Below are 2,883 nucleotides of genomic sequence, written 5' to 3'. Positions count from 1 at the left end.
GCCCTGGCGGCCGAGGCGCGCCGGCTGGTGGGCGCCTGAGCCCCGGGCCCGGTGCCAACGCGCCCGCTCAGAGCCGCACCGGCAGCCGCAGCAGGTGGAAGCCGTCGGCCGGCCAGTGGCCGAACTCCAGCTCCTCCCGGGCGACTCCGAGCGCCGCCTGCGGCCGCTGGATCACCACCTGGTCCAGCACCACCGAGGTGACCAGCCGGCCGAGCGCCGCGCCCAGGCAGTAGTGCGCGCCGTGGCCGAACGCCAGGTGGCCGTCGCCGCGCCCGAACTCCCGGGCGATGTCGAGGCGTTCGGGGCGCCCGCCGTACTCCCGCGGGTCGTGGTCGGCGGCCAGCAGGGCGATGGTGACCGGGTCGCCGGTGCGCAGCGCCGTCCCGGCGAACGCGAAGTCCTCGGCCGCGTACACCGTCGCGCCGATCCGCACCAGGCTGACGTGGCGCAGCAGTTCGGGCACGGCCCGCTCCAGCAGCTGCGGCTCGGCGCGCAGCCGGGCCAGCTGCTCGGGGTGGTCGAACAGGGCGAGCAGGCCGTGGGCGAGGAACAGCGCGGGCGGGGTGATACCGGTGTTGATCAGCAGGAAGACCGTCGCGACCAGGTAGTCCTCGTCCGGCGCCTGCTCGCCCTCGCGGACGTCGTGCACCAGCGCGGAGACCAGGTCCTCGGCGGGCTCGGCGCGGCGGCGGGCGACCAGCTCCTTGGTGTACTCGACGATGCCGACCAGGCCCTCGACGGCCCGGCTGCCGTCGCCGTACGCGAAGTCGCGGATCCAGTCGCAGACCCGGGGCCGGTCGGCCTCGTCGACGCCGACCAGCTCGCAGATCACCTGGGTGGTCAGCGGGTAGGCGAACTCGTTCAGCAGGTCGGCCGGTTCGGACCGGGCCGCGAGATCGGCCAGCAGGTCGGCGCCGGTGCGCTCGACGAAGCCGCGCAGGGCGGCGATCCGGCGGGCGGTGAAGGCGCGGGTGAGCGGCCCGCGGCGGCGGGCGTGCTCCTCGCCGTCGAACAGCGCGAGGTGGTCGGAGAGGTACTTGGCGTACTCGGCCGGGAAGGCGTCGAAGGCGGCGGCCAGCAGCTCGTCCTGCGGGTCCGCACCGTCTCCGGTCGGGGCGGCGAGCCCGGTGCGGTCCCGGACCAGCCGGGGCTCGGACAGCGCGGCCTTGACGTCGGCGTAGCGGGTGACCAGCCGGACCGGGGTGTCCAGCCCGGGCAGGACGACCAGCGGCAGCTCGTCCTGGTCGCGGAACCGGGCGTAGGCGCCGACGGGGTTCTCGACGTCCTCGGGGGTGAGCTGGACGGGCGTGGTGGTCATGGCGGCTGCTCCTTCGGTGACTCGGCCGCCCGGTGGCGGGCCGTTTCGATGCCTGGAGCCTGCCGGGGTGCGCCTTCACCGCGGTTTCAGCGCGGTTTCAGCCACCCGGCCGACGGTCGGGACACCCACCCACCGCCCCGCACGGCGCCGGGTTCGTCACGGGGCCGTCACAGCCGGCCGCCGACGCTTGCCCGGGCCCGGGGCGGCCCGGGAGCGTGGAGCCACACGCAGGGGACACCAGGGGGCGGGATGCGGACGGTACGGCTGTCGTTCATGCGGCAGTGGGGCGGCAACATCGGGATCGGCTGCGCGCTGGCGCTGGTGGCGATGCTCGCGCTGGCCGGAGCCGGCGTCGCCGGCCCGGGCGAGGCCACCCTGATCGGCGTGCTGGTCGCCGTCGCGGCGGCCTTCGCGGTGCCGCACACCTACTGGCTGCGCGAGGAGGAGGACGGGCTGACCCTGGTCCGGCTGCTGGTCCCGCGCCGCTACGCCTGGTCGCGGATCCGCGGCCTGGCCATGGAGTTCGCGGAGGAGACCGAGACCAGCGCTCACCACCTGACCCTGCGGCTGCGCCTGGTGGACCCGCCGGGCCGCTCCTGGGGCCCGGTGCTCGGCCGGGTCCACGTCACCGAGGACGACCGGCCGCGCGGCGTCGAACCGCCCGCCCTGGCCGAGCTGTTCGCGCTGTTCGGTAGGCGCCAACTGCCCGTCGACCGGCCGGAGTTCGCCGACGCCGTGCTCGACGTCCACGGGCTGCCGCGGATGCCGCCCCCGCCGGTGCGGAGCGTGCCGGTCGGTCCGGTGCCCACGGCGGCGCAGGCCTACGCGGACGCCCCGGGGGCCGAGGAGGAGGAGCGGGCGCTGGCCGGGCGCCGGAGCACCCCCAAGAGCCCGCCCCGCACCCGGCGCGCCCACCTGCTGCGCACCGCCGCCCTGGCCGACCGGCTCGCGCTGGCGGGCGGTGACGCGGACCGCGACCAGGTGGTGCGAGCCCGGATCGCGGCGGGGTGGCTGACCGAGCACGACGGCGTCACCGCCGACGGCGAGGACGCGCGCGGATACGTCCGCCAGCAGTACCTGGAGTGGTCCAGGACCTCCGCCGACTGACCCGGGAGCCTGGGGGTCAGTGCGCGGCGGCCAGCCGGCCGCGGGCGGTCCGTAGCGAGCGGCCGCGCGGCGCGGGGTGCCAGGGCCCTCCTCGGCGAGCTCGTCCGCCGGTCACAGCTGGGCGGTGAGGGCGACCAGCAGGGCGGCGAGCCCCACCGCCAGCCAGGCGACGTAGTCCCCCAGGAGGCCGGAGTGCAGGCGGCGCAGCGGCAGGACGACGGCGCGGTACGGGCCGCCGGTGCCGCGCCGCGGATCGCGGCGGACGGCGGCGGTGGCGACGCCGACGGCCAGCAGCGCGGAGAGCAGGCCGAGCCCGAGGCCGGAGGCCGTCCACCAGGCCTCCGGCGGGGCGGCGGCGGGGACGGGCGGGCGGGCGCCCGAGGGTGTCGGCGAGGTAGGCCTCGCGGCCGGTGAAGGCGGCGGCGCCCGCCGCCAGGGCCCGCCCGACACCGGGCAGG

At 77.4% G+C, this 2,883-nt stretch carries 2 protein-coding genes and 1 pseudogene; 1 reads left to right on the top strand and 2 read right to left on the bottom strand.

Translation table 11 applies throughout. The features are described 5' to 3' along the window. Positions 1-67: 67 nt before the first annotated feature. Positions 68-1,318, bottom strand: coding sequence for a cytochrome P450 (locus ABZW03_RS39345; RefSeq protein WP_355269460.1), 1,251 nt, complete (start codon positions 1,316-1,318; stop codon positions 68-70). A gap of 249 nt (positions 1,319-1,567) precedes the next feature. Between ABZW03_RS39345 and ABZW03_RS39340 the strand changes: the two genes are divergently transcribed. Beyond that, positions 1,568-2,425, top strand: coding sequence for a hypothetical protein (locus ABZW03_RS39340; protein WP_355269458.1), 858 nt, complete (start codon positions 1,568-1,570; stop codon positions 2,423-2,425). Between the two features lie 111 nt (positions 2,426-2,536). Here ABZW03_RS39340 and ABZW03_RS39335 read toward each other — a convergent pair. Further along, positions 2,537-2,883, bottom strand: a pseudogene (locus ABZW03_RS39335) (hypothetical protein); the annotation flags it as partial.

Source organism: Kitasatospora sp. NPDC004799, assembly GCF_040609095.1.
Taxonomy (GTDB): Bacteria; Actinomycetota; Actinomycetes; order Streptomycetales; family Streptomycetaceae; genus Kitasatospora.
Note: the sequence above shows the minus strand (reverse complement) of the source record. Positions and strands in the feature narration are given on the sequence as shown.

Coding starts and splice junctions, on each gene's coding strand:
- ABZW03_RS39345 (WP_355269460.1), bottom strand. CDS start 1,318: ATGACCACCACGCCCGTCCAGCTCACCCCCGAGGACGTCGAGAACCCC.
- ABZW03_RS39340 (WP_355269458.1), top strand. CDS start 1,568: ATGCGGACGGTACGGCTGTCGTTCATGCGGCAGTGGGGCGGCAACATC.